Raw genomic sequence first — 26,702 nt, forward strand, 5'->3', positions numbered from 1 at the left:
TTACTATCATTATTAGAGTCCTTATGCCGATTATATCTAAATACACAGATGATCAAGTTGAAAAAATCCTAGCTGAAGTAGGTGCTGTACTATCTAAGCACAAAGCTTCGCCAGAACTTTCACTGATGATCGCTGGAAATATCGCAACCAATGTCTTAAATCAGAATGTTGCTGCTTCACAACGCAAAGGAATTGCTGAAAAATTTGCCGAGGCTTTAATTTCTTCTCTTGAAGATAAAAAGTCTCACTAAATTTGATTGACGGATAAAAGAATTATAAATGGTAGACAGCGCAAACTCATATAGCGATCGTGTATCTCGACTGGTTGGTTGGGGTCACTGGTTTGCATTTTTCAACATCATTGCTGCGATGTTGATTGGTACTCGTTATATTACTCAATCTGCTTGGCCAGAAACCTTGCTAGGTCAATTCTATTTGGCTGCATCGTGGGTTGGTCATTTTGGCTTTTTAGTGTTCGCGCTCTATCTATTAGTGCTGTTCCCGCTCACTTTTATTCTTCCGTCGAGGAAGTTATTACGTTTGGTTGCCGTTATCTTCGCGACCATAGGTTTAACTGTCCTACTGATTGATACCCAAACGTATCAAAATATAAACCTCCACCTGACGCCTGTCGTGTGGGAGGTTTTATTCAGTGGAGAGGAATCTGCATTCACGTCTGATTTGCAGCACCTCTTCATTGTTATGCCGCTTATCTTCTTGCTGCAACTCGGTCTATCTGAGTGGGTTTGGCGTAAGCAGCGTAAACTGTCTCATAAACACATTGGCCGTCCGATTACTGCCGTCTTCTTCTTGTGTTTCATCAGCAGCCACTTGACCTACATGTGGGCTGATGCGTACTTCTATAACCCAATTACTAGCCAGAAAGCGAACTTCCCACTGTCTTACCCAATGACAGCGAAAAGCTTTATGGAAAAACATGGCCTATTAGACCGTGAAGAGTACCTTGAGCGTTTAGAAGCGAACAAAGAGAATGTAAACCTAGTTAGCTACCCGCTAGAAAAAATTCAATACAACCGCCGCAGTGATGATCTTAATATCCTGATGGTGAGTGTGAACAACCTTCGCTCTGACGCTCTTAATGCGACAGCGATGCCAAACAGCTATGCCTACGCACAACAGTCGATCAACTTCACCAACCACTACAGTTCAAGTAACGATATGTTTGGTATTTTTGGCTTGTTCTACGGCCTACCGAGCAGCTACGCAAGCAGCATTGAAGCTCAGGGGTCAAGCGCAGTATTGCTCGATGTTTTAGAGAATCACGATTACAAGTTCGCTGCTTTCAGTGGCGACAACTTTAGTGATGCACTGTACTCGGATATCATCTTCCGAGGCCGTGATGTGATGCCAGAGCAAGCAACTTATGATGACCAGAGTGCCATAAAAGCTTGGTCTAACTGGATTCAATCACCGCAAGCTAAACGCCCTTGGTTTAACTTTATTGAATTAACCACACTGGATAACTTCGCCAGCTACGATTCAAGTTCAGAGTCGGACTCTACGCTAACGACAGCAGAGCGTTTTGCAGCAGACTATCAAAAGTCGGCGACAGCGGCCGATGCTCAGCTAGCAACTATCTACGCTGAACTGGAACGCTTAGAGCTTGCCGATAACACGGTGGTTATCATTACCTCTAACCACGGTACTGAGTTTAACGAAACCAAAACCAACAGCTGGGGTGCAAACTCCAACTACAGTCGTTATCAGTTACAAGTACCACTGTTTATCAGCTGGCCTGGCAAGTCTGCTTCTGAATACACCCACCGTTCTAGTCATCTAGACGTGTCAGTAACACTGATGCAAGAGCTATTGGGTGTATCTTCGAACCCAACAGATTTCAGTAGTGGTCGCAGCCTGTTTAATGAACGTAACAGAAAGTGGATTCTCGCGGGCGACTCTCGTGAACTTGCTCTTGTTACTGACCAGCAAACAACGGTGTTGGATAAATTTGGTAACTACAAATTGTACGACCAAAATTACAAGCGCCTGAAAAACGTAAGCCCTCGCTTACCTGTGTTGATGCAAGGCCTGACAGAGCTACAGCGTTTCTACACAAAAAATGACTAAATAATCAGCAAACAGCAAAGGGAAGCCAATGGCTTCCCTTTTTTATTGCCGTGAATGATTAGAAAACAAGCAACAAAACAAAATTATGAAAATTAAGGGTTTACAAGATCCTCCACCCCTTATATTATTCACGCCACTGGAGGGATGGCTGAGTGGTCGAAAGCACCGGTCTTGAAAACCGGCAACCGTTAATAGCGGTTCTAGGGTTCAAATCCCTATCCCTCCACCACTTTAAAGAAAGCCGCTGAGAAATCAGCGGCTTTTTTGCATCTGAAGCTTTTTAAAATATAAAGCTCATCTAACAAAACTCTCTACAGTCCCAGTTTCAAACCCATTCACTTTATACCTAGTTTTAAATTCCGATCTCACCGTTCTAAACTAAAAGTTCATGCGCCTAAGCCACTCCCCTCATAACTTTACCTGCAAGCCAATTAGATACTTTCTTTTTTAATAGCACAGAAACACTTCACGTATAACAAAAGTTGGGAATACTTGGCTTATTGAATATTAGATTTTGTCGGCTTCTTAATAAACCGAACAATAAATAATCATTCAGAACAAAAACACCAAAAAGCGTTCATAAAAAAAGCAGTCAGTTAATAAGGGTATTTACAAGCGAAAGCCACCCTTATATCATACGCGCCATTGGAGGGATGGCTGAGTGGTCGAAAGCACCGGTCTTGAAAACCGGCAACCGTTAATAGCGGTTCTAGGGTTCAAATCCCTATCCCTCCACCACATTAAAGAAAGCCGCTGAGAAATCAGCGGCTTTTTTGTATCTGGCGTTTGCGTAAAGAACTTACGTATTTTCCACTACGCCACCTTTCGGCTCACTTCAAAACGCCCAATCAATTGGTCTAAACGGCTCAATGCATTGCCCATCAAGGACACTCGACGTGCGAGTTGCTTAGTAGACAATTGTAAGTCAGATATTGAACGTTGGGCTTTATCTGCCGTTTGTCCATTTTTCTGACTGTTTTCATCTAAGTTAGACATCGTGGTAAAGAGGTCACTCACCGCTGATTGAATTTGCTCACTGCGAGCATTTGAGTCGACTGTTAAGTTTCCTTTACTCACATTCTCGACACCTCGCTCCATGGACTCAACAGCACTGCGAGACTTACTATGCAGCTCTTTCATTAGGTCACTAATATGGTTAGCAGCTTGTGAAGTTCGGTCAGCCAGAGTTCTTACTTCAGAAGCGACGACAGAGAACCCTCTCCCGTGTTCACCTGCTCTTGCCGACTCAATGGCCGCATTCAAGGCCAAAAGGTTAGTCTGCGCGGTAATGTCAGTAATGATATCTATAATGTCAGACACCTTAGTCATTTCATTATTCACCTCATTCACGCTATGCGCCGAGCTTTCTACGATATTGCGAACAATCTCCATGCCTTCGACGGACTGATTGTACTCCTTCTCTGCGCTCAGGACGGCTTGTTTCATCACCGTGTCCATTTGCGTTGCTGAGACACTCGCATGAGTAATTTCGCTCTGTTGATACTGACTCAACTGAAGCATATTGCTTAACGCTTGTGATGCATCATCACTGGTTTGCTTCATCACGACACTGCGACGAAACATCGATTCCGAAACCTCTCTAACTTCGTGACTCGCATGGATCAACTCACTCACCGTGTTATCTAAATTGTCGATAAAACTGTTAGTCCAGCGCCCTAAGTTGCCAAGTTCATTATGACTGAATGTGGTGGGATCAAGTCTCCGACTTAAGTTGCCATCACCTTCGGCTAAGGTCTGCATTACCCCGGTCATTTCATGAATCTTCTTCGCTAGTGGTTTGGCGCTAACTAAACGGAATAAGCCCAATGAAAGCAACGCGCAAGCGAACATAATACCACTCTGCATAAAAGGTGTGAGTGTATAAAGGTTGGCAAACAGTAATGGAACAAATAGAGGCAGTAGCATGCAGCTGATAAAGTGCTTAGATAAGGTATAACTTAGACTTCGGTCTCTGTAGACCTCTTCTAAATCGGACTCACACATCATGCCAAAGGTATCTGGTGAACCATCTAATTGAAAAGTGATACCTTTGCCAATAACGGGTATGTGGCGATAGTCAGAATACCCCGGATAACCAATAAACAAGTTATTGCCATTTTTAATGGTTTCTCTGACGCCTGGGTGAAGCTGATTAGTGCCTGGGTCTGTAAAGCGAATCTCAAATTCGGTGTGGTGCTGGATCTTAACCGTTCCCCAATCAGTATGAATCCCTTGCTTTAAGTTCTCGCCGTGTGAAAAGGTATTATCTTCAAAGCGAGAACGAGAGAGCGCAACACCCGGCTGAGTATTAGGATCATGAATGGAGTCGACCATAAAGATATAGTTATCACCCGACTCGCTATAAATATGCCCCGCTTCTCTTTGAATAATGTCACCAATAACATCATTTGGAACACGACCACATAGGAATTGCGGCGCCCCTTCATCCCGAGAAAAGGGGACATAAAACATCAGCGTTACTTGGTCATGAAACGATGAACTCGAAGCCCCTACGTTCAACGTGCGCTGATCCATATACGGCCCATGCAGATAACGCTTTGAAGCCCCTTCAACTAAAGCCTTCTTGTCTCCAAGGTTAACCCCTACATGCTCATGATAACTCGATGCTTGTGCTATCCCCTTAGCATCGACGATCGCCAACTCAGAAAAATCCGTACTGCGTTTAAGAAGGCTAGATAACGTCCCCTGTGCTTGCTCTTCCGTTCGACTTGCCAAATAAACAGCAGAGTCTTCTAAAAAGTCCCATTGATTCTTGACCCAGTTATGCAGAAGTTGAACTCGCGTGTGAGCAATACTTTCAAAAGCTTGTTCAAGCTCCTCCGTCCTACTTCGATTGAGGAAACAAGCTCTGCGCATAGCCAGTTTTCCTGTTGCGCCAAACCAATTAAGCCAACTACGTTCCTTGTCCGTCAGGTTCATTTTTATCCCTTGTGTTTTTATAGACACATGGGTCAAGCAATTTACAGACCACAATTAACCACACAAATACGTAACTAATTAATAAAAAAGTACTTTATATGAGTCACAATGGTGCAAGCGTGTCTTTTATGGTGCAAAAGGCGCTTATTTCACACCATCATTTCAATGAACTATCAGCCGCTAATTTGAGAGGTTAACCGTGAACATGATAGGCCGCTTTTAACAGCTGCATGTGAATCGGCACCAGATCTTGGTGTTTAGTGCGGTACCCGCCACCGACTACGCAAGCCATCGGAATAGACTCTGATTTCGCTAATTCAATCATGAAACAGTCGCGCTCAAATATCCCTTGTGTCGAGACATTCAAATAACCCAGTTCATCGTCTTGATGAATATCTATCCCCGCATCATAAATAATCAGATCAGGTTGATGGTGAGCAATCGCTAACTTAGTGACTTGTTCAAAACAACGTAGGAACTCTTCATCTTCTGTTTCACGACTTAATGGCGCATCTAAATCGGATAGCGGCTTTCGTGCAGGGAAGTTTTTATCGCAGTGGAACGACAGAGTAATGATGTCGTCGTTGTCTTGGCAAAGAGTTGCTGTGCCATCACCATGATGAACGTCGCTATCAACGATCAGCACTTTATCGATATGTTCAAAGGTCAGCGCGTGTTTTGCCGCTAAAACCAAATCGTTCAACAAACAAAAGCCACTGCCAAAATCATGATGCGCATGATGATAACCACCACTCAAATGAATCGCTAAACCAGTCTCTATTGCCATTTCAGCGGCCAAGCAGGTTCCACCACTTGAGTAGAGTGTTCTTTCGATAAGTTGCTCGCTCCACGGGAAACCGATACGTCTCATCTTTGCTGCAGGTAACTTACCAGACACGAGCAAATCAACATATTCGCTATCATGTACCTGTTTTACTTGCTCAACCGAAACCGGCGTTGGTTGGCACACTTCAAACTTGCACTTCCATCGAGGTTCGCTATTCATCAGCGCCTCAACAGCACTATGCAACAACTGATATTTGTTGATTGGGTAGCGATGACCTTCTGGTAAAGGTAACTGTGAATAGATTGGGTGGTAAATTAAAGGAATCATAATCAGGCTAATTGCGTATCTTTCTCAAAATCATAACAGCCTCAAACTTGGCGACAACCTTAATTAATGATAATGGTTATCATTGTTATTAATTATAAAGTAGAGACCATAATGAAAAACGTAATACTCATCTTTGGGGTGATCTGCGGCTCAGCGGCAGCAGTAATGATTTTTGTAGGAATGCTAATGGCCAGTTGGTGGAGCGTTGATTTTCTCGTGTTAAGCCATCAAACTTAACTAATTGAACTGAAAAGGAATCACCATGAGCGTTATTTTTATTACTGGAGCGAACCGCGGCATTGGCTTAAGCCTGACTCGACAATACTTGGAAAGTAATCACAAGGTGTACGCGACTTATCGTGATGACAATTCAGCAAAAGAACTGCTCTCACTCGCAGACCACAACACCAACCTTACCTGTATTCAATTAGAGATAACCGATTACCAAGCAGTAAGCCAACTCCCTTCGCAAATAGAGTCGATTGATATCTTGATCAACAACGCTGGCTACTATGGCCCTAAAGGCTACGGGCTGGGTAATACCGATGTTGAAGAGTGGCGTCGTGTATTCGAAGTCAACACCATCGCTCCACTAAAGCTTGTCGAAACGCTATTGCCTCTACTAGAAGGCAGCCATATCAAAAAGGTCGCTTGTTTATCCTCTAGAGTCGGCAGCATGACCGAGAACACCTCAGGCGGAGGTTATATCTATCGCTCCTCTAAAGCCGCTCTAAACTCCGTGGTTAAGAGCTTAAGCAACGACTTAACCGATAATGGCTTTACGGTGTTAGCACTGCATCCAGGCTGGGTACAGACCGAAATGGGTGGCCCTAATGCTCTGATCGATACCAACACTTCAGCTTCCGGCCTTATTAAAGTCATCGAGTCCGCGAATACCGGAGTAAGTGGTCACTTCTTCAATTTCGATGGCAACGAAATAGACTGGTAATCCACAGATGAATGCAGGCTCTCTCTCAAACCTAGTTAAGCACTCAACGCTGTTTTGTCTAACAGTGATGCTAACTGGCTGTTTCAGTAATGGCCCCGGCGACTTATTCGACGACTATCAAACTAAGGTCGCTAGAGTACAAGATGCTGAAGAACTCAAAGAGGATTGGGAGTTTGAAAGCCTACCGAGAAAACGAGAACTGCTGCTTGACGTGCCCTCACTCTCTATCGGTCTCATCGACAGCTATCAGCTTCGTCAGTGTAGACTGTTCAATCTGATAGCAGAAAGAAATTCGGTTCTAGGCAAGGTCGCAGATGAGTTTCGTAACTACGATTATCAAGTCGCGCTACTTGAAGGCTTAGGCAAGTGTTTATCCAGTACTGAATTAGACCCAGAGATCGTAGAATTACTCAATAAAATCGAGCAGCAGAAGCTCACACAGTTTCCGCTGCACCAATGGAATCTCATCTATGCCAGTGATGCGATGCAGTCACAAATGCGGGGTAGTCAGTGGTTACGCGCTGATATTGGCGATCAGGTAAGACAAACCAGTGATGCGTTAGAACACATCAATCAAGCGTTAAACACATCGCTCGTTTCCGGCAAAACCACTGAGGTTCAAGAAGTATTAGAGAAGAGTTCGACCCTTGGGGATTTATACTACTCGCTCGCTCGGGCGTCAGTTGAGCTTGATACCATCACCAAACAGCTGACAACTTTTGATGACAAGATCATCTGTGGTAAACAACGAGACACCACTAAGTTCCGCTATCTCAACAATGTGTTCGAGCAACAATACATAGGTAAGGTTCAGCCTTACATGGCGCAACTGGATGGCTACTATCAGCACATAGCCCCGCAACTAGGAATGTTTGACGCGCAACCTGAACTGCACAGTTATTACTTTCCCATCCAAGATGCACATCAAGCCTTTCGATCATCCACTCGTCGCCATGTTGACTATTGGCAGCAACTGTTTAAACGTTGTGGCCGTAAAGTCGGTCGCTAATCCTAACCTCAATAAGTCTTAGCTTTTAGTGCTCTTTTTAGCGGAAGTACCTTTCTTAGCATACGTACCTGTCTTGGCGTAAGACTTCTTCGCCCCACCGCCTTTACGGCGTTTGAAGGCAGGTCTCTCGACTTTAGGAAGGTGGCGGAGTGATTCAGGAACTTCTCCCGTTTTTACTTTACCCATTAAACCATCAATCTTGCTTTCTAACGCTTGCATGAAAGGCTGATACGCTTGATTTCGTTCTGCCATGCCTTGCAACTGGTGCTCCCAGTGCGCTGTCATGTCTGGAAAGGTAGAATCCTCAGGTAAGGCATGAATCAAGCCTCTGCCCGCAGGGCTACTGTGAATACTCTTACCTTGGCGCGTTAGCAGCTGCCTTTTGAATAAAGTATCGAGAATACCCGCACGGGTGGCTTCTGTGCCAAGGCCATCGGTCTCTTTCAAAATGGCTTTAAGGTCTTTGTTCGCGACAAAGCGCGCGATACCTGTCATCGCTTGTAGCAAGGTCGCTTCCGTGAAGTGCTTTGGTGGTTCAGTTTTCTTATCGCCAATAATGCCTTCACGACACGTCAACACGGCTCCTTTATCCAATGGAGGCACCGTATCCGTGCCATCACCTTTTTCTTCAGTGTCCGTTTTCCCCATCAACACTTTCCAGCCCGGGTTGATAAGCTGACGCCCTTTTGCGATGAACACACCACCAGCAATATCAAAGACTAACTTGGCATCGGCAAAAATAGCAGGTGGGTAGAATTGCATTAGATACTGGCGAGCGATTTGCTGATAGATTTTCATCTCGTTGGCAGACAGGCCGTTCACCGATGACTTTTTCGGAGTAGGAATTATCGCGTGGTGAGCATCGACCTTACTGTCGTTCCATGCTTTGGATTTAAGAGAAAGATCCGCACCTTGAGCACCACTTTGCAGCTCTTTCGCATTGTTAGCGATAGCATCCACGACCGACTCTCTTTGCGAGTAATGATCTTTAGGTAGGTAGCGGCTATCAGAACGCGGGTAAGTGATGAGTTTGTGTTTCTCGTACAACGACTGACAAGTGTCGAGAACCTGCTGAGCACTCATACCAAAACGCTTAGACGCATCAATTTGCAAAGCTGACAACGAATAAGGCAGTGGCGCAGCTTGTTTACTTTGCTTTTGCTCTGATTCCGTTACCGTCGCGGGTTGATTCGCAATTCGGTTAGCCACGTTCTCAACCAGCTTTCGATTGAGCACGCGACCTTCTTCATCTTGCCATGGTTTACATGCTTCGCTTGGTTTCCAACGCGCTCGAATATCAAAGCTCTGGCCGTTGTTTTGATAAGGGATCAAAGCGTGCAGAGTGAAGTAATCTTTAGGAATGAAATTCTCAATTTCTTCATCACGTCTTACCACCAAACCAAGTACTGGCGTTTGCACTCGCCCTACCGACAACACGCCTTGGTAACCCGCCTTTTGACCAAGCAAGGTGTAAGCTCGGGTCATGTTCATGCCATATAACCAATCGGCTCTAGAGCGTGCCAAAGCAGAAATAGACAGTGGAATAAAGTCGCGGTTGCTGCGCATTTGAGAGAGCGCACGCTTCACAGCAGGTAAGTTCAAGTCGCTGATCAATAGCCTGTCCATCGACTCTTTCTTAGCCTTAGAGACTTTGCAGTAATCAATCACTTCATCAACCAGCAGCTGCCCTTCTCTATCCGGGTCACCCGCATGGACAATTTGGGTAGCGTCCTTCAATAGCTTTCGGATCACCGAGAGCTGTTTGCTTGACGTCTTACGAGGTCTTAGTTGCCATTGCTCTGGCAGAATAGGAAGATCGGCTAAATTCCACTTCTTATAACGATCATCATAAGCATCTGGCTCAACCTGCTCCAATAAATGTCCAATACACCAAGTCACCACATCTCCATTACCACATTTGATAAACCCTTGGTCTTTCTTCTGTGGATTAGGTAGTGCGGCGGCAATCGCGCGGCCGAGGCTTGGTTTTTCAGCAATAATAAGGCGAGACATGTTTTTCCAGATGCTACAAACAATTAGAGCCACATTATCTAATGTGGCTCTAATAAATCAAGAAAAACTGGTTGTTTATACAGTTAGCATTCCACTATTCAAGCTTCAGCTTTCTTTATAAAAACTCAACGAACTTAGAGAAGTCGCGCTCTGGCACTTTCATTGGTGTACAGCCTGGAGTGCCTAGGTATAGGAAGCCAACAATTTCATCGTCGCCTTCTAGGCCAAATGCTTGGTGTACTTCTGGGTGGAACATCCATTTACCTGAGCGCCAAAAGCCTTGGAAACCTTGTGCGACTGCGGCCATTTGCATCGCCTGTGCAGCACAACCCGCAGACAGATGTTGTTCGATAGCAGGCACTTTCTCGTGCTCAGTTACTTTGGCAATCACAGTAATCACCATCGGAGCTCGGAACGGCGCTTTTTTTACTTTCTCGATAACCGCTTCTTCGCTGTCATCCGCTTCAGCGGCGCGCACCAAGATGTCTGAAAGCTTTTGTAGGCCTGAACCTTGCGCGATAACAAAGCGCCATGGTGTTAGTGCACCGTGGTCTGGAGCACGCAGCCCTGCTTTGATGATGTTTTCTAACGCCACACCTTCAGGTGCCGGATCAGAGAGTTTTGCGATTGAGCGTCTGTTGAGCAATAGATCCAAAGCATCCATTTGAAGTCCTTACTATTTCTTTATTATTTGTATACTTGAACTTTAGCACAGAATACAAACGATAATAAATCTCAACGGCTGTCCATTTAGGCTAGATTAGAAACAATAAAGGCTCCTAAATCTATGACTTAGGAGCCTTGTTCAAAATCTAACTCAGCAAATTAAGTAACAATATCTACTGATAAGATTACAGTTTGATAGCTGATTCTATAACTTAATCGCTAGCTCAACACCTTGACGAATTGCGCGTACTGCATCCAATTCACCCGCGTAATCGGCGCCGCCTATCACATGCAGTTTGCCACCAAACTCTTGCCACATGTCTTCGAATGGACGAACTGACACCTGACCTGCACATACGATAACCGAGTCAGCATCCAGCACCTGCTCTTTCTTACCAACGCTGATATGCAGACCTTGGTCATCAATCTTGTTGTAGCTCACGCCACCCAGTAGATTAACACCGCGTTTTTCTAGTGTGCGTTTGTGAATCCAGCCTGTAGTTTTGCCCGGACCTTTACCAACACGACCCGCTTTACGCTGCATCACCCACACCGTTTTATCGCTGAATGAATCAGGGTAAGGGTAAAGTCCGCCTGGGTGTTCCATATTCTTATCGATGCCCCACTCATGCAGCCAATCGTCTAGGCTGTGTGAAGTCGGTTCTGTCAGCATGGTTGCCACATCGACACCAATACCACCAGCACCAACAATCGCGACCTTTTCGCCTACTGGTGTCTTTTCACGAATCAAGGTTTGGTAATCGACCACGTTTTCTTGGTCAATGCCCTCAATATCGAGCTTTCTTGGCTCTACGCCAGCCGCCATCACGACTTCATCGTACTTCAACAACATCTCAAACGTTGCCTCAGTATCCAGTTTCAGGTTCACGCCTGATGCGTCGATTTGGTTAGCAAAGTAGCGAATCGTTTCTCTGAATTCTTCTTTACCCGGAATCTGCATTGCCAATCTAAACTGACCGCCGATACGGTCATTTTTCTCAATCAAGTCAACCTTATGCCCACGCTGAGCTAAAGTCGTTGCACAGGCTAAACCGGCTGGGCCTGCGCCGACAACCGCAATGGTCTTAGTCGCTTGCGCTGGCTGAACAACAATTTCAGTCTCGTAACAAGCGCGTGGGTTCACCAAACAGCTCGCACGTTTACCTTTAAACACGTTATCAAGGCAAGCTTGGTTACAACCGATACAGGTATTGATGAACTGAGCTTGGTCTTGAGCTGCTTTATTAACAAAATCCGGGTCTGCCAAGAATGGACGCGCCATAGACACCATATCAGCCTGCCCAGAGCTAAGAATACGTTCGGCCTCTTCTGGCGTATTAATTCGGTTACATGTCACCACTGGGATCGACACGTATGGTTTCACTTTTTCCGTCACCCAAGAGAATGCGCCTCGTGGTACTTGTGTCGCGATAGTCGGAACACGTGCTTCATGCCAACCGATACCGGTATTGATAATAGTCACGCCTGCTTCTTCCAGCTTTTGAGCCAATAGAACAACATCTTCAAAGGTGCTGCCTTGCTCAACCAAATCCAGCATCGACAGTCGGAAAATAATAATGAAGTCGTCACCCACTGCTTCGCGAATCGATTTAACAATCTCCAGCGGGAAACGCATGCGCTTCTCATAAGAACCGCCCCATTCGTCGTAACGCATATTGGTACGTTTACAGATGAATTGGTTAATCAAGTAACCTTCAGATCCCATAATCTCAATGCCGTCGTAACCCGCGACTTGGGCGAGTTCGGCACTGTTGGCAAAGGCACCAATGGTCTTTTTAATCTGACGAGGGCTCATCTCACTTGGAGCGAACTTAGCGATAGGCGCTTTAATGCCAGACGCACTTTGCGCAAATGGGTGCATCGCATAACGACCTGCATGCAACAATTGAAGCGCAATTTTACCGCCGTGCTTGTGGACGGCTTCGGTAACAACTTGGTGCGCTTTAGCGTGCTTTACTTTACTGAATTCAGCACTGAATGGGGTTAATCTGCCACGTAAATTAGGAGAGAAACCACCAGTAACAATAAGGCCAACGCCTCCTTTTGCTCGCTCTTCATAAAACGCGGCGAGTTTGTGGAGACCTTCTTTATTTTCTTCTAAACCTGTATGCATTGATCCCATCAATACACGGTTACGTAACTGGGTAAATCCAAGATCGAGTGGTTCAAGTAAATGTGGGTACATGGCAGACATCACTTCTATTATTTTATCCTTGTGGTCTGACCACAGTATAGTTCAATTACCAAAAGTTCAAACAACCGTTTACATTTTTGTAACACCGATCATAATGCTGCACGTTTTAATCGTTCAGAAGCCCTTAATTTGACTACACTTAATGAGAATATATATCGATTAACAATTCTTGGTGTAGTTTGAGCTTGGGAATTATCGTAGGATACTAAGCAGTTCATATTATTGAGATTAATGGTACTACGGCTTGTTAAAGCGACGTGATCTCACTGCGGAGACAGAATGAAAAAAATATTCAAATTTATAGGCATGTTCTTTAAAGGGATTTGGAAGCTCATTACGTTTGTACGTCTTGCGCTGGTTAACCTAGTCTTTTTACTCAGTATCGCCATCATCTACTTTGTGTACTTCCATTCAGATACGGCTCAACCGACGGTTCCTCAGGATTCGGCTTTAGTGCTTAATCTGTCTGGCCCTATTGTGGAACAAAGCCGCTATATCAATCCGATGGATTCGGTCACAGGTTCACTACTTGGCAAAGACCTTCCAAAAGAGAACATCCTGTTTGATATCGTTGAAACGATTCGCTACGCAAAAGACGATGACAAGGTTACTGGTATCGTTTTAGCTCTCAAAGAGCTGCCAGAAACCAACCTGACCAAGCTACGCTACATTGCTAAAGCATTGAATGAGTTCAAAGCAACAGGCAAACCGATTTATGCGGTGGGTGACTTTTACAACCAAAGCCAATACTACCTAGCCAGCTACGCAACTAAGGTCTTCCTATCACCAGATGGTGGGGTTCTTCTTAAAGGCTATAGCGCTTACTCGCTTTACTACAAAACGTTGTTAGAGAAACTAGACGTAAACACGCACGTGTTCCGTGTGGGCACTTATAAGTCAGCTATTGAGCCTTTCATTCGTGATGACATGTCAGACGCAGCGAAAGAGTCCGCTTCTCGTTGGTTAAGCCAACTATGGGGTGCGTACGTTGATGACGTCAGCAACAACCGTCAAATAGACGCTAAGACACTGAACCCAAGCATGGACACCTTCTTGAAAGAACTTGAGTCTGTGGACGGTGACATTGCAAAACTGGCCGAGAAACTTGGCTTAGTGGATGAGCTAGCGACACGCCAGCAAGTTCGACTAGAGCTTGCCGATGTTTTCGGCAGTGACGGCCAAGACAGCTACAACGCGTTTGGTTACTACGAATACCGTACAACCATGCTTCCAAACATGACTAGTGAATCACACGACGTTGCCGTGATTGTAGCGAGCGGCGCAATTATGGATGGCAAGCAACCACGTGGCACCGTTGGCGGCGATACCACAGCAGCCCTACTGCGCCAAGCACGTAACGACGATAAAGTGAAAGCGGTTGTACTTCGTGTCGATAGCCCAGGTGGCAGTGCCTTTGCTTCTGAAGTTATCCGTAATGAAATAGAAGCGATCAAGCAAGCGGGTAAACCGGTTGTTGTGTCGATGTCGAGCCTTGCTGCTTCGGGTGGTTACTGGATCTCGATGGGTGCGGATAAGATCCTAGCTCAGCCAACCACACTAACGGGTTCAATTGGTATCTTCAGTGTTATCACCACCTTCGAAAAAGGGTTGAACGATATTGGTGTTTACACTGATGGCGTTGGCACCTCACCTTTCTCAGGTCTTGGTATTACAACTGGACTTAGCGATGGCGCGAAAGACGCGTTCCAAATGGGCATTGAAAACGGATACCGCCGATTCATCAGCCTAGTTGGAGAAAATCGCGGTCTGGAAGTCGATGCTGTCGACAAGATTGCTCAAGGTCGAGTTTGGACAGGTCAAGATGCGATTCAGAAAGGCTTAGTCGATGAGATTGGTGATTTCGATGATGCGGTTGCAGCTGCGGCTTCACTTGCAGAGCTTGAAAGCTACAACATCTACTGGGTAGAAGAGCCACTTTCGGCCACTGAACAATTTATTCAAGAATTTATGAACCAAGTTCAGATGTCGATAGGCCTAGATATTCAATCGATGATACCAAGCAGTTTACAGCCTGTTACTCAACAGTTAGCTCAAGATAGCCAGCTGTTAGGCAACTTTAACGACCCACAAGGCCGATACGCTTTCTGCTTAAACTGCCAAGTTCAATAAGTTGAGCCAATAACTCAATAGCTAAGGGGTGCCTCTGTGTGAGGTGCCTCTTTTTATTGCATGATAATTCGCTATAATCGCCCCCCTGTTCCCTACATCACACTAAGTATTAATCGCCATGGAAAGAAAACACATCTATATCGCGTACACCGGCGGCACAATTGGCATGCAGAAGTCTATTGACCACGGCTATGTTCCTGTCGCAGGTTTCATGGATAAGCAGCTAGCTGGCATGCCTGAATTCCATCGCCCAGAGATGCCTGAGTACACCATTCACGAATACTCTCCACTAATGGACTCTTCAGATATGACGCCACTTGATTGGCAGACTATCGCTGATGACATTCGCGCGAACTACGATAAGTACGATGGTTTCGTTATCCTGCATGGCACAGACACTATGGCTTACACCGCTTCTGCGTTGTCTTTCATGCTAGAAAACCTTGGCAAACCAGTGATTGTAACCGGCTCTCAGATCCCACTTGCTGAGCTACGTTCTGACGGCCAAGCAAACCTATTGAATGCACTACACATCGCGGCGAATTACCCAATCAACGAAGTGACACTGTTCTTCAATAACAAATTAATGCGTGGTAACCGCAGCACCAAATCACACGCAGATGGCTTCAATGCGTTTACCTCTCCAAACCTTAATCCGCTGTTGGAAGCTGGTATCAATATCCAGCTAAGCAACAACGTTGTAGTCAACGAGCAACCTGAAGGGAAGTTCAAGGTTCATAACATTACTCCGCAACCTATCGGCGTAATCACAATGTACCCAGGCATCTCACACGAAGTTATCCGTAACACGCTATTACAACCTGTTAACGCGATGATTCTGCTTACTTTCGGTGTGGGTAACGCACCACAAAACCCAGAACTGCTTCAGCACCTGAAAGATGCCTCAGAGCGCGGTGTTATTGTGGTGAACCTAACTCAATGTTTGGCTGGTAAAGTCAACATGGGTGGTTACGCGACAGGTTGTGCACTAGCAGAAGCGGGCGTGGTGAGTGGTTACGATATGACACCAGAAGCGGCACTGGCGAAGTTGCATTATCTATTAAGCCAAAACCTAGGCTACGAAGAAGTGAAGGCTCAGATGCAACAAGTATTGCGCGGTGAGATGAGCTTATAACCTGTTCAAGGATTCACGTTAAAGCCAGTTATTCTATGAAAGTAACGGCGGCTTAACGTGAACTAAATCGTTTTATTGCTTATAAATAAACGAGTTAAACTAAAAGGGGTGGCACATTGCCACCCCTTTGTTGTAATTTAAGCTTAATGATTCGGGTTAACCCTAACAATGTCTTCTTGATCTGACTTAAACTGTTTCTTTAGTTCAGACTTAGATTTAAAGCTAATCTCACCACCAGCTGCAATTGTCATATGTTGAGCTTCAGAGTTATGTTTAGATTGGTATAACATAACCGCTTGCATACACGAGTCGCGCTGTTCTTTTGAGAGCGCCGTACCTTCTGGCCATTTACCCGTTTCAACTGCGTAGGTTAAACGTTCGTAGACCTCGGGTGTCATTGCGCTAAGAAGTTGTTCTGCATCCATGGTAAAGCCTTAGTTTTAACAATTTTCACCAGAAAATAACCCGTAACAGAATTGAGTCAAGAACCTGACCGATAATAAGTGCATCTGATCACAAGTGAAGGAATATGAAAATTATGAAATGGTTGGCGATTAGCCTATTGCCTTTCACTCTGGTTGGGTGTCTTGAAGGGAACAAAAATACCGATCAACTGTGCCAAAGCAATCCGGGTCTTCAGTGTGAACAATTGAACATGAACGATGGGCAATGTCGTGTCGCACGTACCGACCTCATCTGGCATCGATTTGAAGTTCAGAAGCAACCCACCGAAATCAACAAAATTAAAGAATTCGAATTAGTCACTGCCTACAAAAAGTGCCTAGAGCTCGCGGCACAGATCGAAACGATCGATCAATCTAAGCTGCAAGAGCGTCGCTTTACCTCTTTAATGCACAGTATCGAAGAGTCTGAGCGCATTGTTGATGAGCTATCGAAATCTGATACACCGGAAACGCTTTACTTCTTGTGGTCGCAAACTGGGGACACCAATGCCAGACGCAGTTTCCTACAACTAGAAGGCTCTGAAGCGTTAAACACAGCTGAGATGCAATATGCCTTGGCAACCTTCTATACCACCCGCAATCATATAAAGACACTTAAACTACTCAATAATGCGCTAACGCTTTCTAATGGCTCGGTAGCCAACACTGAAATCTTCAAGTCGATGGCCAGTATCAACCACAGCCTGGGACATATGGAAAAAGCGTACGTTTGGGCAATGGTTGCCAAAGACTTTGACGTGCCGATTGCTTCTGAAGCCGAGCTCACGGTGTTGTACCATTTCGACAAGGCAACCTATAAGAAGCTAAATAAAGACGCAGATAACATCGTCGAAGCGATTGAGGATGGAATTTACAGCCCTTCAATCGTCCCGAGTTACTGATCGCTTCATTTATAGTGTTCTTACTTAAGCTTGTTATTCACCTGCTTTCAAATAAAAACAGCTACCTTTTTAGTAGCTGTTTTTATTTGTACTAGAGTTAAATCTGAAACCTTGGGCGTTTCAGCCTTCCTAAATCGACAAATGCGACCTGTAAGGATTAGACAATAGTTACAAGTTATTTCGTACTTTCGTCATTTTTGTTGAAAATTAACGACACTGAATTAACACAGAACCGTTCACCTGTGGTCTTCGGGCCATCTGGAAAAACGTGACCTAAATGGCTATCACAGGCGGTGCAACGGATCTCTACACGCTTCATTCCGTGACTTAGATCTTCTATATAGCGTACTGCTTCATCATTCACTGGGGCATCAAAGCTTGGCCAACCACACCCAGAGTCATATTTGTTATCCGACAGAAACAAAGGGCTTTCACAGCATGTGCAGCTATAGACGCCAGTCTTATGGTTGTGCAGTAACTTGCCGCTATATGGGGCTTCAGTACCACGCTCACGACACACTGAAAATTCATCGTCCGTTAGGCGCTCACGCCAGTATTCATCAGGCTTTATCATATTTCCTCCCTTTTGAATCACGTTAATATCTCTCCACATTCTCAGTTATTATATTTACTTTTTTCTATAAAGGCTTGCATATGAGTCGTTTTGTAGCACATACTTTCTCACCAGGAAACATTGTACATATACACTCATAAGTGAATCATCATTTAGGGGTATTTTACCCAACTGGAAGGGTACAGAGCCACTTGCAATGGTCAATTTTCAATCACTTACACCCAATTGTTAAGAAAAGCGTCGCTTTTTTTTGACATTAAACAAGTTAAGTCGGATTATCTATTGCAGATGTATACTGGATTCTGTAATTTTACTACCAGTTATCTTTAATCAGAAATTAAGTTGTGGAGCAACTACAATGACTATCAAAGTAGGTATTAACGGTTTTGGCCGTATCGGCCGTTTCGTATTCCGCGCAGCTCAAGAGCGTGCAGACATCGAAGTAGTAGGTATTAACGATCTAATCGACGTAGAGTACATGGCATACATGCTTAAGTACGACTCAACTCACGGCCGTTTCAACGGTACTGTTGAAGTTGAAGGCGGTAACCTAATCGTTAACGGTAAAACTGTACGTGTTACAGCTGAGCGTAACCCAGAAGACCTTAAGTGGGATGCTATCGACGTAGACGTAGTTGCTGAAGCAACTGGTCTTTTCCTAACTGACGAGACTGCACGTAAGCACATCACTGCTGGCGCTAAGAAAGTAGTTCTTACTGGTCCTTCTAAAGATGCAACTCCAATGTTCGTAATGGGCGTTAACCAAGCATCTTACGCTGGTCAAGACATCGTTTCTAACGCTTCTTGTACTACTAACTGTCTTGCACCTATCGCTAAAGTACTTAACGATAAGTGGGGCATTGAGTCTGGTCTTATGACTACAGTTCACGCTACTACAGCAACTCAAAAAACTGTAGATGGCCCTTCTGCTAAAGACTGGCGCGGTGGCCGTGGTGCTTCTCAAAACATCATCCCATCTTCAACTGGTGCTGCTAAAGCTGTAGGCGTTGTTCTTCCAGAACTAAACGGCCTTCTAACTGGTATGGCTTTCCGTGTACCAACTGCTAACGTATCTGTAGTTGACCTAACAGTTAACCTAAAAGAAGCTGCATCTTACGAAGAAATTTGTGCTGCAATGAAAGAAGCTTCTGAAGGCGAAATGGCTGGCGTTCTTGGTTACACTGAAGACCAAGTAGTATCACAAGATTTCATCGGTGAAGTTCAAACTTCAGTATTCGATGCTAAAGCTGGTGTTGCTCTAACTGACAAATTCGTTAAAGTTGTATCTTGGTACGACAACGAAATCGGTTACTCAAACAAAGTTCTAGACCTAATCGCTCACATCTCTAAGTAATTTCTTTTTAGAAATCGCTTTAGATAAGCATTAGCGAAGACTGTTTTGAGCAGACTTTGAAAAAGGCGACCTTAGTGTCGCCTTTTTAATGCCTGCTATCTTTTAAACCGCGTCTGTCTAAGCTCATCAAGATAGCCCAAACGCAAAATTCAATTCTAATACTGACTCTGCTTGTTACTCATGAAAACACAAGCATCACTCTAGTCAGCATTTGAATTCAATTTCCTTAGAAGGATCATGTAATGGATTTATCTACTCTACCTGCACTGGCGGTACTTTCTGACAACGTCACTATCGTTGAACACGAAGGTGTAAAACTGGTTCGCGTTATCCACGATAAAGCAAACGCAGCGATTTCACTGTTTGGCGGCCATGTGGTGTCATTCCAACCGCAAGGTCAAGAAGACCTAATTTGGATGAGCCAACAAGCTAAGTTCGATGGTAAAACGGCTCTGCGTGGTGGTATTCCAGTATGTTGGCCTTGGTTTGGCCGCATTGCAGCACCAGCACATGGTTTTGCCCGTTCAAGTGAATGGCAATTGGTTGAACACCGTGAAAGCGAAGCTGGCGTGATTGTTAGCTTAGGTCTGAAGCCAAGCGAAGAGACGCTAGCAGTATGGCCTCATCAGTTTGATGCTCGCTTGAATGTTGAGATCGGCGAACAACTAAAAGTAACGCTGGACGTGAAGAACACTGATTCTCAGCCATGGACTTTCTCTGGTGCACTACACACTTACCTAAACGTTGGCGATATCCACAACACAACCACCACTGGTATGGGTGCTGAGTACATTGATAGCCTGCAAGGTGGCAAGATCTGCCAAGGTGGATCTGAACTGGTACTGACCGACACGATTGACCGCGTTTACACGCAACCAGAAGCGCAAATCTTTGTTGCTGACAAGAAGCTGGATCGCACGCTAACAGTTGAAAACCACGGTCATAACTCTGCAGTACTGTGGAACCCGTGGGCAGAAGGCGCTGCGGGTATGGGCGACATGCAAGATGATGGCTACCTAACCATGCTATGTGTTGAATCAACACTGCACGCACCAAGCCTAGAAGCAGGAAAAACATTACAGCCTGGTGAAAGCCACCAGCTGATTACTGTGATTAGTGCCCAATAACCGTATAAATACAGTTATAAAAAACGATTTTTGAGCGGCTTTATGTCGCTCTTTTACTTTTTGGTTTTAGCTCGTTACACTTGCGCTGTCTATTCTCCTTTAGAGGTCTCCATGACTTACCAATGCCCTTTGTGTCACCAACCTTTATCTCAAAACGATCGTACGTTTAAGTGTGAAAAGAACCATCAGTTCGACCTAGCGAAAGAAGGCTACGTCAATTTGATGCCTGCGCACCACAAACGCTCAAAAGATCCAGGTGACAACAAAGAGATGATGCAGGCACGTCGTCGCTTCCTTGAAGGTAACCACTATGACCCAATGCGCCAAGCGGTGGTGACGTTGTGTTCTCGCTATCTACCAGAAGAGACGCCTAGCCTATTGGATATTGGTTGTGGCGAAGGTTATTACACCAACGAAATTGCTGTGAATCTTCAAGAAAAGAAAGGGGCTACTTTTGGCCTAGACATTTCTAAGATTGCTATCAAATACGCCGCTAAACGCTACCCTGCTGTCGACTTCTCAGTTGCATCAAGCCATCGCCTACCCTTTGCTGAAAACAGCTTAGACGGAATTCTACGCATTTACGCGCCTTGCAAGGCTGAAGAGTTACAACGCACCATCAAAGATAATGGTGTGGTGATCACCGTGACACCAGCTAGCCGACACCTGTATCAACTGCGTGATGCAATTTATGATGGCGTTCGCTTGCACGACGAAGATCCAGAAGTGATCGAAGGTTTTACGCTTGAGCATCAAGAGCAACTAAACTATATGATGGAACTATCGGGGTCAGATGCATTCGACCTGCTACAGATGACGCCGTTTGCTTGGAAGGCGAGTGAAGAGTTTAAACTACAACTCACCGAGGCAGAGCAATTCAACTGTGAAGCTGACTTTATGCTGCGAGTGTACCGCAAACAAATTTAATTGATATTGATTATCGTTTGCATTGAAATCTTATCTTGCCTCCTTTAGTATGCGTGCTCTTCAAGGAGGCATTTCATGCAACGTATTATTCTTATCGGATTAGCTACTCTTCTCACGGCTTGTGCTAGTCAACCTGCAAAAGACACTTCTCAAAAAGTGGCTCAAACGGAATCCGTTTCCACATTCTATGACTACCAGTTCGCTTCTCCACAAGGCGAAACACTTTCTCTCGATGCATTACCCGAGCAGCTGATTGACGCTGATGTGGTTCTAATTGGCGAATGGCACACGCATTCTGCCATTCACCGCTTCCAAACCGACTTCTTAAAAGCGCGCCGCAACGCAACATCAAACATTGCGCTTTCAATGGAACAGTTCACTCGAGAGCACCAAGCCACACTTGACCAATACTTAAACGGCGAAATTGGCGAACAAATTCTCATGTCTCAAGCGGCAGTTTGGCCAAATTACGAAAGTGATTACCGCGCGTTAGTTGAGTTCGCAAAAGCCAACGACGTCGATGTTATTGCGGCAAATGCACCAAAGCCATTCGTGCAGTGTATTGGCCGTAAAGGATTGCCTTACCTAGACCAATTATCGACCGAGCAACGCCAATGGATTGCTGCCGAAGTGGATACTGGCGATAGCCCTTACAAAGAAAAGTTCATGGCTTCTATGCATCACGGTACGCCAGAGCAAACAGAAAAGCAGTTTGCCGCTCAGGTTACCTGGGACGAAACCATGGCTGAGTCGATTGTGGATTACCTAGCATCAAACCCTGATAAACAAGTGATTCACGTGGCTGGCAAGTTCCACACCGAGGGTGGTTTAGGGACGGCGGCATCAATTCTACGTCGTAACCCTGATTTAAAAATCGCCATCATCAGCCCGGTTGAAGCGATCTCATCGGATAGCGGTGATTATCAGCTTGAAGTGCTTTCGCCGCCGGCTCGCTTTGTAAAGAAAGAGAACCGAATGAAGGCATACAAGCATCTGTCAAAACGTAGCGCTAGCCTAGAGTGTGAGTAGGATCTGTTGATCCACTCTTCTAAGCTAAAGAGTCGATGGGCTAATCCTAGATAATTAGCCCATCGTCACAACTTGATCACGTTCCCGTCATTCATCCTAACTCTATCTAAAATCAAACATTCTTATCGGCACAAGACTTGCTTAGTAAATAGACGATTTAACCAAGCAGACGAAAATGTAATGTGCGAATAAAAAAACATCACTATCGATGATTAATTGCACAAGTTTTTCACACCTCTGCCGATACTATATTTAAGGATAGGTAAGGAGAGCTATATGACGCCAGTAGGAACGAGTAATACTCAGCTGTATTCGCCTTCGCAGATGAACGCTAAGAGTTCAGCTAACGAAGCTGAAAAGCCTACACCGCTTAAGGTTGAGCAAAATACGGTTAAGCTTTCTGATGAAGGCAAAGCACTCTTATCTGCCCTAAAAGAAATTGATAAAGAAGCGAAGAAAGTCGAAGCAGAAAACGCGACAGTTACCGATAAAGTTGAGTCATTCGCTCATGGTGCCTTGGGTATGGATCACCCAGATAAGATTGAAGAAGAAGATGATGGTTCTTATTCAGCGGGGCAATACCTGTCCGCAGCGGCAACCGTAGGCGGTATTCTTCTCGCACTCATTTAGCCTTGCCAACCTATCGCATTCTCTAGAATAAAAGCGATTTATCGTTACGACAATAGACCCGATTAGGTCTAAAAAACGAGTTCATTCCATAATTCCGCTCTCATTTTAATGGAATAATACTCGTGAAAAACACTTTTGAGCTTATCGATAAGCCAACCTTTTTTGGTGCTATAGCACTCCTACTCACGATAGTTTTCCCGCTCATTTTGTTCCCTGCACAGGGCGCAGACTGGATTGCGGTTGCGAAAACATTCATGACTGATCAACTCGGATTCCTGTATCTTGCTCTAGGTCTCGCAGCCTGTGCATTTATGGTGTACGTAGTATTCAGTGATATGGGACAAATTAAACTAGGCGAAGCTGATGAAGAGCCTGAGTTTAAAACTGCATCATGGGCTGCCATGCTATTTTGTGGCGGTATCGGTGCAAGTATCTTGTATTGGGGCTGTATTGAGTGGGCTTACTACTACCAATCACCGCCTTTCCAACTAGAACCTGGCAGTGAAGAAGCAGTACGCTGGGCTGCGACCTACGGCCTATTCCACTGGGGACCAATCGCATGGTCTATCTACCTAATCCCGGCAATTCCTATCGCTTACTTCTTCTACGTACGTAAACAACCTGTTCTAAAGATTTCAAGCGCATTAATGCCTGTTCTTGGTGAACACCGTAGTAAAGGCGTACCAGGAAAGATCGTTGATATCCTATTCATTTTCGGTCTATTAGGCGGCGCTGCAACAACATTAGGTTTAGCCGCTCCTCTGATCACTGAAGGTCTAAATCACCTATTTGGTCTACCTAAAAATAACCTAACGCAAGTGATGGTGCTTTTAGTGTGTACTGCGATTTTTGCTTACTCATCTTATGCTGGATTGGAAAAAGGCATCAAGATCCTAAGTAACATCAACTTCTGGGGTGCGATGGGTCTACTGGCTTTCGTTCTGATCGCGGGTCCAACAATCTTCATGTTAGAAACAGGCTTAGACTCAATTGGTCGTCTACTGTCTAACTTCTTCGTGATGGCAACGTGGGCTGAACCATTTGGTGGTTACGGTACATTCGAAAACACTCACTTCCCACAAGACTGGACGATTTTCTACTGGGCATGGTGGCTAGTATTTGCACCGAGTATGGGTCTGTTTGTTGCGCGTATCTCTCGCGGCAGAACCATCAAACAAATGGTGTCAGGGTCGATCTTCTTTGGTTCTCTAGGTTGTTTCCTGTTCTTCATGATCTTAGGTAACTACGGCCTATCACTGCAGCTTTCTGGTGAGCTAGATGTCGTTGCCATTTTGAATGCGGAAGGCGCAACCAAAGCTATCTTCTCGATGCTTGCACAATTGCCAATGAGCACGCTGGTTATCGCTGTATTTACAATGCTGTGTATCATTTTCACGGCAACAACATTTGACTCTATCTCATACATCCTAGCGTCTGTTGTACAAAACAACGTGACCGAAGAGCCAATGCGCTGGAACCGTATGTTCTGGGCATTTACTCTGTCGTTCTTACCAACGATTCTAATGTTCTTAGGCGGTCTAAGTACGCTACAAACGGCGGCGATTGTTGGTGGCTTACCACTGCTTGCTATCTCTGTGATGCTGATGATTTCAGCGGTTCGTGCGACTAACCTCGACCTACGCCATCAAGATGCGTATATCGAGCCAACGATCAACATCGAAGAACTGCCAGACATGGACCCTTGGTCTGCTGAAGGTATGGCGTTGGCTCAGTTTGAGAAAGAAAGAGATGCAGCACAAGAAGCCGCAGAACTTGAGCGTATTGCTTACACAGAACTTGCCGCAGTGAAGAAAGAAATTCGCGCTTATGTGTTAGAACAAGGTTCACAAATGGAAACTCACGAGTTACCAGAGAACCTACAACAAGCACTTGAGCAGGCCGAGAGTAATCTTAGTGCAGCACAAGCGAAAAAGATCGAGTTATCTGAGCAAGCTCAGAATGCTCGTATCACGTTCAATCAGGTGGTTGCAGACTTACCGCTTGCTTGACATTAGCCATGACACAGTCCATTGATTTGGACCCTCCTAAATACGACAAAGGCTCACAGAAATGTGAGCCTTTTTTTTATTCGGGTGATTGACTAGTCTTCGTTAACTAGCGGTTCGGGTGGTTCAAGATGTGATCTTCCCAATCGACAACATCGATTTCGTATACCACTTTGTTACGAACGCTTTCACCTGCTGCATGCATCTCTGTTTTTGATCCGGTGATCAACGGATGCCATTCAGGAATCGGCTTAGATTCTGATAAAAGGCGGTAAGCACAAGTGTCTGGTAGCCAGTGAAACTCATCGATCTTGTCACGAGTCAGCTTCAAACACTCTTCACCTGAAGTGAAGCGGTTCGGGTAATCTTTACACGAACATGTTTTGTCGTTTAACCAGCTACACGCCACATTGGTGTAGTAAACTTCATCGCTATCTTCATCCATTAGTTTATGTAGGCAGCACTTACCACAACCGTCGCAAAGTGATTCCCACTCATTCTCGGTCATCTGTTCTAGTGTCTTTTCTTGCCAAAATGGATTCGTCATAGGATTACTTCTTACTCTTTTACTGGGGTGCGTGTTATACCGCTAGCCCATAAAAAGTTCAAGGATAATAATTGTTCATTCTTTGATTCAATCAACAGCTGTCACTCTCATCATTTTTTGCTACTATCGCGCACCCTGTTATTTAGTGAGTTTAATTTGATGGAATGTCGCCTAGGTTGTGGAGCATGCTGTATCGCTCCAAGTATTACATCTGCTATTCCTGGAATGCCTAATGGTAAGCCTGCTGGGGTACGCTGCATCCAATTAAATGAGCAAGATCTCTGCAAATTATTTGGTCAACCTTCACGCCCGAAGGTATGTCACCAATTCAAAGCTTGCCCTGTCATTTGTGGTAAAACCGACCAAGAAGCCCTTGATAACCTGATCGAGTTAGAAGCTATTACCTAAGCGTATTAGCCCTTTTCTATATCCCAGCAATTTCTTTTCCTACTCATACTTTGCTTTAGGTTATAGGTGCTTATGAGGCCTCAATAGTCTTTCAAACAATACTGACTACCTCGCTATGAGTAATAACCGTTTCAGGAAACTCTCGGCGAAATAAAGCCATCGATAAGACATCACAGATCAATGAGGCCTTTATTCTCGTACCCATAAACCAACCAATAACTTGCCTTGAATAAAGGTCAATAATGGCAACTAATTATAGCCAATATTTGTTTGTAGCTACGTCGGTGATATCTCCTGCCCATTTTTAAATTAGCAGTCGTTGCACTGAAGACCTGAGCGAGCAAGGCCGTAACTACGGGTATTCAGTTCAGGTCAAGAAGTGGACAATATCTTATAAACTTGAAGTACTATGTGTATATCATCAGGTAGCGTTTTTATTTACTTTGTTGTCAGCCAATATATTGGATAATATAGCAATAATACATTATGGAAGGAA

Annotated in this window: 22 protein-coding genes, 2 tRNA genes and 1 pseudogene; 16 read left to right on the forward strand and 9 right to left on the reverse strand. The window is 44.8% G+C overall.

Annotated features, from left to right (window positions below):
• Positions 1 to 23 precede the first annotated feature (23 nt).
• From F0229_RS01310 to F0229_RS01325, 4 genes are all read left to right on the forward strand, one after another.
• Positions 24 to 251 (forward strand): YejL family protein, encoded by a 228-nt coding sequence (locus tag F0229_RS01310; protein ID WP_017068253.1) that lies wholly within the window; start codon positions 24 to 26, stop codon positions 249 to 251.
• Between the two features lie 28 nt (positions 252 to 279).
• The gene (locus F0229_RS01315; protein ID WP_017065981.1) at positions 280 to 2,088 is read left to right on the forward strand and encodes a DUF3413 domain-containing protein; all 1,809 of its coding nucleotides are present in this window, start codon (positions 280 to 282) and stop codon (positions 2,086 to 2,088) included.
• Positions 2,089 to 2,226: 138 nt separating this feature from the next.
• A tRNA-Ser gene (locus tag F0229_RS01320) sits at positions 2,227 to 2,317 on the forward strand.
• A 418-nt stretch (positions 2,318 to 2,735) separates the two neighbouring features.
• Positions 2,736 to 2,826: transfer RNA gene (locus F0229_RS01325), tRNA-Ser, on the forward strand.
• A gap of 75 nt (positions 2,827 to 2,901) precedes the next feature.
• Here F0229_RS01325 and F0229_RS01330 read toward each other — a convergent pair.
• Both F0229_RS01330 and F0229_RS01335 read right to left on the reverse strand, forming a co-directional pair.
• Positions 2,902 to 5,028 (reverse strand): methyl-accepting chemotaxis protein, encoded by a 2,127-nt coding sequence (locus F0229_RS01330; RefSeq protein WP_171732083.1) that lies wholly within the window; start codon positions 5,026 to 5,028, stop codon positions 2,902 to 2,904.
• 193 nt (positions 5,029 to 5,221) lie between these two features.
• Positions 5,222 to 6,142: a histone deacetylase gene (locus tag F0229_RS01335; protein ID WP_171732084.1), complete on the reverse strand. Its 921-nt coding sequence runs from the start codon at positions 6,140 to 6,142 to the stop codon at positions 5,222 to 5,224.
• A gap of 262 nt (positions 6,143 to 6,404) precedes the next feature.
• Here F0229_RS01335 and F0229_RS01340 point away from each other — a divergent pair, with 262 nt between their 5' ends.
• Both F0229_RS01340 and F0229_RS01345 read left to right on the forward strand, forming a co-directional pair.
• Entirely contained in the window at positions 6,405 to 7,091 is a 687-nt protein-coding gene (locus F0229_RS01340; RefSeq protein ID WP_102332520.1) for an SDR family oxidoreductase, read from the forward strand.
• 7 nt (positions 7,092 to 7,098) lie between these two features.
• Entirely contained in the window at positions 7,099 to 8,100 is a 1,002-nt protein-coding gene (locus tag F0229_RS01345) for a DUF3080 domain-containing protein (RefSeq protein ID WP_171732085.1), read from the forward strand.
• Positions 8,101 to 8,118: 18 nt separating this feature from the next.
• On the opposite strand, the gene F0229_RS01350 is transcribed toward F0229_RS01345, so the two are convergent.
• The 3 genes from F0229_RS01350 to F0229_RS01360 all read right to left on the reverse strand — a co-directional run bounded on the left by F0229_RS01350 (position 8,119) and on the right by F0229_RS01360 (position 12,994).
• Positions 8,119 to 10,113, reverse strand: a complete 1,995-nt coding sequence (locus tag F0229_RS01350) for a DNA topoisomerase III (RefSeq protein ID WP_171732086.1) — start codon at positions 10,111 to 10,113, stop codon at positions 8,119 to 8,121.
• A 115-nt stretch (positions 10,114 to 10,228) separates the two neighbouring features.
• Entirely contained in the window at positions 10,229 to 10,777 is a 549-nt protein-coding gene (locus tag F0229_RS01355; RefSeq protein ID WP_017059376.1) for an NAD(P)H nitroreductase, read from the reverse strand.
• Between the two features lie 207 nt (positions 10,778 to 10,984).
• The gene (locus F0229_RS01360) at positions 10,985 to 12,994 is read right to left on the reverse strand and encodes an NADPH-dependent 2,4-dienoyl-CoA reductase (RefSeq protein WP_017070327.1); all 2,010 of its coding nucleotides are present in this window, start codon (positions 12,992 to 12,994) and stop codon (positions 10,985 to 10,987) included.
• Positions 12,995 to 13,273: 279 nt separating this feature from the next.
• Between F0229_RS01360 and sppA the strand changes: the two genes are divergently transcribed.
• Positions 13,274 to 15,124: a signal peptide peptidase SppA gene (gene sppA / locus F0229_RS01365; protein ID WP_102320043.1), complete on the forward strand. Its 1,851-nt coding sequence runs from the start codon at positions 13,274 to 13,276 to the stop codon at positions 15,122 to 15,124.
• A gap of 118 nt (positions 15,125 to 15,242) precedes the next feature.
• Entirely contained in the window at positions 15,243 to 16,259 is a 1,017-nt protein-coding gene (gene ansA, locus F0229_RS01370) for an asparaginase (protein WP_171732087.1), read from the forward strand.
• A 143-nt stretch (positions 16,260 to 16,402) separates the two neighbouring features.
• On the opposite strand, the gene F0229_RS01375 is transcribed toward ansA, so the two are convergent.
• Positions 16,403 to 16,684, reverse strand: coding sequence for a YeaC family protein (locus tag F0229_RS01375; protein ID WP_010437067.1), 282 nt, complete (start codon positions 16,682 to 16,684; stop codon positions 16,403 to 16,405).
• A gap of 113 nt (positions 16,685 to 16,797) precedes the next feature.
• Here F0229_RS01375 and F0229_RS01380 point away from each other — a divergent pair, with 113 nt between their 5' ends.
• Positions 16,798 to 17,604 (forward strand): DUF2989 domain-containing protein, encoded by an 807-nt coding sequence (locus F0229_RS01380; protein ID WP_017059380.1) that lies wholly within the window; start codon positions 16,798 to 16,800, stop codon positions 17,602 to 17,604.
• A gap of 175 nt (positions 17,605 to 17,779) precedes the next feature.
• Here F0229_RS01380 and msrB read toward each other — a convergent pair whose 3' ends face one another.
• Positions 17,780 to 18,217, reverse strand: a complete 438-nt coding sequence (gene msrB, locus F0229_RS01385; protein WP_080582205.1) for a peptide-methionine (R)-S-oxide reductase MsrB — start codon at positions 18,215 to 18,217, stop codon at positions 17,780 to 17,782.
• A 319-nt stretch (positions 18,218 to 18,536) separates the two neighbouring features.
• Between msrB and gap the strand changes: the two genes are divergently transcribed.
• The 6 genes from gap to F0229_RS01415 all read left to right on the forward strand — a co-directional run bounded on the left by gap (position 18,537) and on the right by F0229_RS01415 (position 25,254).
• Positions 18,537 to 19,532: a type I glyceraldehyde-3-phosphate dehydrogenase gene (gene gap, locus F0229_RS01390; RefSeq protein WP_017059382.1), complete on the forward strand. Its 996-nt coding sequence runs from the start codon at positions 18,537 to 18,539 to the stop codon at positions 19,530 to 19,532.
• Positions 19,533 to 19,774: 242 nt separating this feature from the next.
• A complete protein-coding gene (locus F0229_RS01395; protein WP_102332525.1) occupies positions 19,775 to 20,659 on the forward strand; it encodes a D-hexose-6-phosphate mutarotase in 885 nt (294 codons plus the stop codon).
• Between the two features lie 111 nt (positions 20,660 to 20,770).
• Positions 20,771 to 21,586, forward strand: a complete 816-nt coding sequence (gene rlmA / locus F0229_RS01400) for a 23S rRNA (guanine(745)-N(1))-methyltransferase (protein ID WP_017059384.1) — start codon at positions 20,771 to 20,773, stop codon at positions 21,584 to 21,586.
• Between the two features lie 75 nt (positions 21,587 to 21,661).
• Entirely contained in the window at positions 21,662 to 22,615 is a 954-nt protein-coding gene (locus F0229_RS01405) for a ChaN family lipoprotein (protein WP_136973519.1), read from the forward strand.
• A gap of 276 nt (positions 22,616 to 22,891) precedes the next feature.
• Positions 22,892 to 23,245: a hypothetical protein gene (locus tag F0229_RS01410; RefSeq protein ID WP_017070749.1), complete on the forward strand. Its 354-nt coding sequence runs from the start codon at positions 22,892 to 22,894 to the stop codon at positions 23,243 to 23,245.
• Between the two features lie 122 nt (positions 23,246 to 23,367).
• Positions 23,368 to 25,254 (forward strand): BCCT family transporter, encoded by a 1,887-nt coding sequence (locus F0229_RS01415; protein WP_171732088.1) that lies wholly within the window; start codon positions 23,368 to 23,370, stop codon positions 25,252 to 25,254.
• 106 nt (positions 25,255 to 25,360) lie between these two features.
• On the opposite strand, the gene F0229_RS01420 is transcribed toward F0229_RS01415, so the two are convergent.
• Positions 25,361 to 25,798 (reverse strand): YcgN family cysteine cluster protein, encoded by a 438-nt coding sequence (locus F0229_RS01420; protein WP_017059388.1) that lies wholly within the window; start codon positions 25,796 to 25,798, stop codon positions 25,361 to 25,363.
• A gap of 159 nt (positions 25,799 to 25,957) precedes the next feature.
• On the opposite strand from F0229_RS01420, the gene F0229_RS01425 reads away from it, so the two are divergent.
• Positions 25,958 to 26,206, forward strand: coding sequence for a YkgJ family cysteine cluster protein (locus tag F0229_RS01425; protein ID WP_017059389.1), 249 nt, complete (start codon positions 25,958 to 25,960; stop codon positions 26,204 to 26,206).
• A 20-nt stretch (positions 26,207 to 26,226) separates the two neighbouring features.
• On the opposite strand, the pseudogene F0229_RS01430 reads toward F0229_RS01425, so the two are convergent.
• Positions 26,227 to 26,574, reverse strand: a pseudogene (locus F0229_RS01430) (DDE-type integrase/transposase/recombinase); the annotation flags it as partial.
• Positions 26,575 to 26,702 lie beyond the last annotated feature (128 nt).

This window comes from Vibrio sp. AIC-3 (genome assembly GCF_013114515.1).
GTDB lineage: Bacteria > Pseudomonadota > Gammaproteobacteria > Enterobacterales > Vibrionaceae > Vibrio > Vibrio crassostreae_C.

Bases quoted from the DNA above. Each gene is read 5' to 3' on its own strand.
- F0229_RS01420 (WP_017059388.1), bottom strand. From the start codon at position 25,798: ATGACGAATCCATTTTGGCAAGAAAAGACACTAGAACAGATGACCGAG.
- F0229_RS01395 (WP_102332525.1), top strand. From the start codon at position 19,775: ATGGATTTATCTACTCTACCTGCACTGGCGGTACTTTCTGACAACGTC.
- gap (WP_017059382.1), top strand. From the start codon at position 18,537: ATGACTATCAAAGTAGGTATTAACGGTTTTGGCCGTATCGGCCGTTTC.
- msrB (WP_080582205.1), bottom strand. From the start codon at position 18,217: ATGTGGAGAGATATTAACGTGATTCAAAAGGGAGGAAATATGATAAAG.
- F0229_RS01410 (WP_017070749.1), top strand. From the start codon at position 22,892: ATGACGCCAGTAGGAACGAGTAATACTCAGCTGTATTCGCCTTCGCAG.
- sppA (WP_102320043.1), top strand. From the start codon at position 13,274: ATGAAAAAAATATTCAAATTTATAGGCATGTTCTTTAAAGGGATTTGG.
- F0229_RS01405 (WP_136973519.1), top strand. From the start codon at position 21,662: ATGCAACGTATTATTCTTATCGGATTAGCTACTCTTCTCACGGCTTGT.
- F0229_RS01375 (WP_010437067.1), bottom strand. From the start codon at position 16,684: ATGGATGCAGAACAACTTCTTAGCGCAATGACACCCGAGGTCTACGAA.
- F0229_RS01310 (WP_017068253.1), top strand. From the start codon at position 24: ATGCCGATTATATCTAAATACACAGATGATCAAGTTGAAAAAATCCTA.
- F0229_RS01380 (WP_017059380.1), top strand. From the start codon at position 16,798: ATGAAATGGTTGGCGATTAGCCTATTGCCTTTCACTCTGGTTGGGTGT.
- F0229_RS01425 (WP_017059389.1), top strand. From the start codon at position 25,958: ATGGAATGTCGCCTAGGTTGTGGAGCATGCTGTATCGCTCCAAGTATT.
- F0229_RS01355 (WP_017059376.1), bottom strand. From the start codon at position 10,777: ATGGATGCTTTGGATCTATTGCTCAACAGACGCTCAATCGCAAAACTC.
- rlmA (WP_017059384.1), top strand. From the start codon at position 20,771: ATGACTTACCAATGCCCTTTGTGTCACCAACCTTTATCTCAAAACGAT.
- ansA (WP_171732087.1), top strand. From the start codon at position 15,243: ATGGAAAGAAAACACATCTATATCGCGTACACCGGCGGCACAATTGGC.
- F0229_RS01340 (WP_102332520.1), top strand. From the start codon at position 6,405: ATGAGCGTTATTTTTATTACTGGAGCGAACCGCGGCATTGGCTTAAGC.
- F0229_RS01315 (WP_017065981.1), top strand. From the start codon at position 280: ATGGTAGACAGCGCAAACTCATATAGCGATCGTGTATCTCGACTGGTT.
- F0229_RS01345 (WP_171732085.1), top strand. From the start codon at position 7,099: ATGAATGCAGGCTCTCTCTCAAACCTAGTTAAGCACTCAACGCTGTTT.
- F0229_RS01330 (WP_171732083.1), bottom strand. From the start codon at position 5,028: ATGAACCTGACGGACAAGGAACGTAGTTGGCTTAATTGGTTTGGCGCA.
- F0229_RS01360 (WP_017070327.1), bottom strand. From the start codon at position 12,994: ATGTCTGCCATGTACCCACATTTACTTGAACCACTCGATCTTGGATTT.
- F0229_RS01335 (WP_171732084.1), bottom strand. From the start codon at position 6,142: ATGATTCCTTTAATTTACCACCCAATCTATTCACAGTTACCTTTACCA.
- F0229_RS01350 (WP_171732086.1), bottom strand. From the start codon at position 10,113: ATGTCTCGCCTTATTATTGCTGAAAAACCAAGCCTCGGCCGCGCGATT.